Source organism: Micromonospora orduensis (assembly GCF_006228125.1).
GTDB classification, from domain to species: Bacteria; Actinomycetota; Actinomycetes; order Mycobacteriales; family Micromonosporaceae; genus Micromonospora; species Micromonospora orduensis.
The window spans coordinates 1-2933 of sequence record NZ_VDFY01000297.1 but is presented as its reverse complement, the minus strand read 5'-3'; the positions used below and the strand labels follow the sequence as shown (position 1 = coordinate 2933).

Sequence of the window (2933 nt, the reverse complement as noted above, 5' to 3'; positions counted from 1 at the left end):
CCGATCGGCTCGGTCAGGTCGCGGGACTCGATGATGGTGCCCTCGATGACGATGGGCGTGAACCCGCGGCGCGGCGCCGGCGGCGACCGTGTCGACTCCCCGCCGCCCCGCACCGACAGCCTCCCGGAGCCGCCCCGCACCGCCGACGGCACGCCGTCGCCTCGACCGGAGCCGCCTCGCGCGGACACCGAGGGCGGCGACCCGTACGCGACTGCGGGCGGCGAGGAGCCGAGCCCGGCGCCGATCGACTTCGAGCCGGCCAACACGGTCGAGGAGGACCTGCTCAACGCGGCCGGCGCGGGCAGCACCGACACGTTCCTGTCCACCCTGCTGCTGGCCCGGGTGCTGCTGCCCGCCGCACCGGAGTCGGTGCGCGGCAGCCGCCCCGGCGACCCGGGTTTCGTCTGGCGTACCGGCCAGCTCGACGGTGAGACGTACGTGGTGGTCTACACGTCGCCGGAGCGCCTCGCCGACCACACCGACGGTGACGTCGACACGGTCGGGGTGAAGTTCGCCCAACTGATCCGGCGCTGGCCGGACGAGGACTGGTCGTTCGCCGTCAATCCGGGCACCCCGGTCGGCGCGAAGCTGCCCGGCGAGCAGATCGTCGCCCTGGCCAACTGGGCCGCCGAAGTCGGGCTCGGAGACGACCTGGAGGTCGACACCGAGGAGGCGCCGGCCGTGGCGGAGCCCTCCGCCCGCCCCCGGTACGCTCCGGCGGCGGTCGACCCGGCCCGCCCGACCGTGATGCAGAAGGCGATCGCGCCCAGCCAGCTCGCGTACTACCTGGAGCGGGGGTACGACCGGGTGTCCGGCTTCGTGCACCGGGCGGGCGAACTGGCCCACCTGACCACGCCGGCCCAGTTGTACGACGCGCTCGGCCTCAACTACCCGGCCTCGCCGTTCGTGCGGGACGCCGAGGAGATCTACGTGCTGCGCTGGCCGGCGCACCGGCCGAGCCTCTACCGGATCCCGTACGGGGGGCAGAACGAGCCGGCGATGCGGGCCATGGAGGGCTGGGTCATCGAACGCCCACCGTTTCGGGGTAACGGCTTCGCGCCCGGCGAGAGCAGCGACGTGGTGGCCGAGTTCAAGGTGGACAGCGCCCGGCTGCCGCACGGCGCGCAGCTCTGGCGGATCGGCGCGGACGGCACCGAACGGGTGGTCGCGTCGCTCGACACGGACGCGGTGGTGTGGCGACGGGTCGGGGAGGCGTGATGCGCGACGGCTACGTGGCCCGCTGGCGGGGTCGGGAGTACCAGGCCAGCCCGGACGGCGACGACATCCGGCTCTACCAGCCCGAGCCGGCTGACGGCTTCGAGGAGGTCCGGCCCGGCCGGTACGTGCGGGTGCTGCCGGCCAGCGACATCGAGGACCTGGCGTACGTGCGGACCACCTGCACCTGGCAGGGGCAGCCGTTCATCGTGCTCGGCGAACACGACGCCTGGCTGCGCGTCGAGTACACCGGCGGCCGTTGGCCGGTGGCCGAGGCGATGCGGCTGGAGGTCTTCGACTTCGGCGTCTACCAGGGCTGGGCGCCGGCCGCCGAGGTCACCGACCTGCGGGAGCAGCGGGTCTGACGGTCGCAGCGGGTGCGACCGGTCAGGACTTGGCCCACCGAAGGACCTCGCCGAGCACCAGATCCGGTGCCTCCAGGTGCGGAAAGTGGCCCACCCCGTCGAGCAGCCGCCACTCGTACGGGGCCACGACGTACCGTCCGGAGCCCAGGGCCGTCCTCGGCAGGGAGGCGACGTCCATGGCGCCGTGCAGTTGGAGGGTCGGGGTGACAAGCGGCTTCTGCATGAGGCGTACGAACCGGTAGCCGTGCAGTCGCAGCACCGAGCGGAACGCCCACCGGTAGCCCTCCAACGCGCAGAACGCGGCCTGCGGGATTCGCATCGCCTCCCGGCACCGCTGCGCGTACGCCTCGAAGTCCGACCCGGCCACCCATCGTGGCCCACCCCAGCGGCGCAGGATCTCCTCCACGGCCGCCGCGCCGTCCCGGGTCAGGACGTGCTCGTAGCGGGGCAGTTGGAACTTCAGCGCCGGGGTTGAGGCCGCGAACTGCCCGCGCGGGTCGGCGAAGATGGCGGCGCGCAGCCGTAGCGGGTGCGGTGCTCCCAGCACCACGAGACGGCGGACCAGGGCCGGGTGGAACGACGCCACAGTCCAGGCGACCATGCCGCCGACGCCGCTGCCGACAAGTGTCGCGGACCGTTCACCGAGCGCCCGGATCAGCCCGGCGATGTCGGCGGCGAGGGTGTAGCCGTCGTACCCCCGGGGTGGTTTGTCGCTGGCACCGTAGCCGCGCAGGTCGACGGCGACCGCCCGGAAGCCGGCGTCGGCGACGGCCGGAAGCATCTGGTGCCACGCCCACCAGTGCTCCGGGAAGCCGTGCAGGAAGAGCACCATCGGGCCGGTGCCGGCCTCGACCACGTGGAACCGGGTGCCGTTGGCGCCGACGAAGCGGTGCGTCCACGGCCCCTCGGTGAGGACGCAGGACTCGTCGACGGCTCCGCCGCGCTGGTCGGTCATGGCAGACAGCCTAGGACCCGGATGCCTCAGATGACCCTGGTGGTCGCGGTGAACAGGGAGAAGCCCGGGTTGTCCCCTACCGTCGCGGGGGTCCGTGCCGGGTCACCGGGTGACGATGCTGGCGCGGACTCCCGGTCCGCAGTCGACCTCGAAGGAGCGGGAGATGAGCCGGAGGGTGACGAAGCTGCCCTCGGTCAGTGTGCCGACGCCGGTGCCGTGCACTGCGTACTCGATGCCGTCCTCGGAGACGAGCCCGTAGCAGGGGCCCGATCCGCCCCGGGTGATGTGGCCGGAGACCAGGTCGGGCGCTCGCTTGTCGGTCGGGTCCGTCGGCTTGGGTGGCTTCGGCACGGCGGGCATGGTCGGCGGGACGGTGCGGGACAGGGGCGGTGGGGTGG

General features: G+C 73.2%; 4 protein-coding genes. 2 read left to right on the top strand and 2 right to left on the bottom strand.

Annotated features, from left to right (window positions below):
* Both FHG89_RS31430 and FHG89_RS31425 read left to right on the top strand, forming a co-directional pair.
* Positions 1 to 1218, top strand: a 1218-nt coding sequence (locus FHG89_RS31430) for an SseB family protein (protein ID WP_139588012.1), incomplete at its 5' end; no start/stop codon positions are given.
* Positions 1215 to 1580, top strand: coding sequence for a hypothetical protein (locus FHG89_RS31425; RefSeq protein ID WP_139588013.1), 366 nt, complete (start codon positions 1215 to 1217; stop codon positions 1578 to 1580). The genes FHG89_RS31430 and FHG89_RS31425, both read left to right, overlap by 4 nt.
* A gap of 22 nt (positions 1581 to 1602) precedes the next feature.
* Here the strand turns inward: FHG89_RS31425 and FHG89_RS31420 are convergent, their stop codons facing one another.
* Together FHG89_RS31420 and FHG89_RS31415 are read right to left on the bottom strand one after the other, a co-directional pair.
* Positions 1603 to 2535, bottom strand: a complete 933-nt coding sequence (locus tag FHG89_RS31420) for an alpha/beta fold hydrolase (RefSeq protein WP_139588011.1) — start codon at positions 2533 to 2535, stop codon at positions 1603 to 1605.
* A gap of 102 nt (positions 2536 to 2637) precedes the next feature.
* Positions 2638 to 2933 (bottom strand): hypothetical protein (locus FHG89_RS31415; protein ID WP_208761174.1); only part of this gene is annotated, 296 nt, incomplete at its 5' end.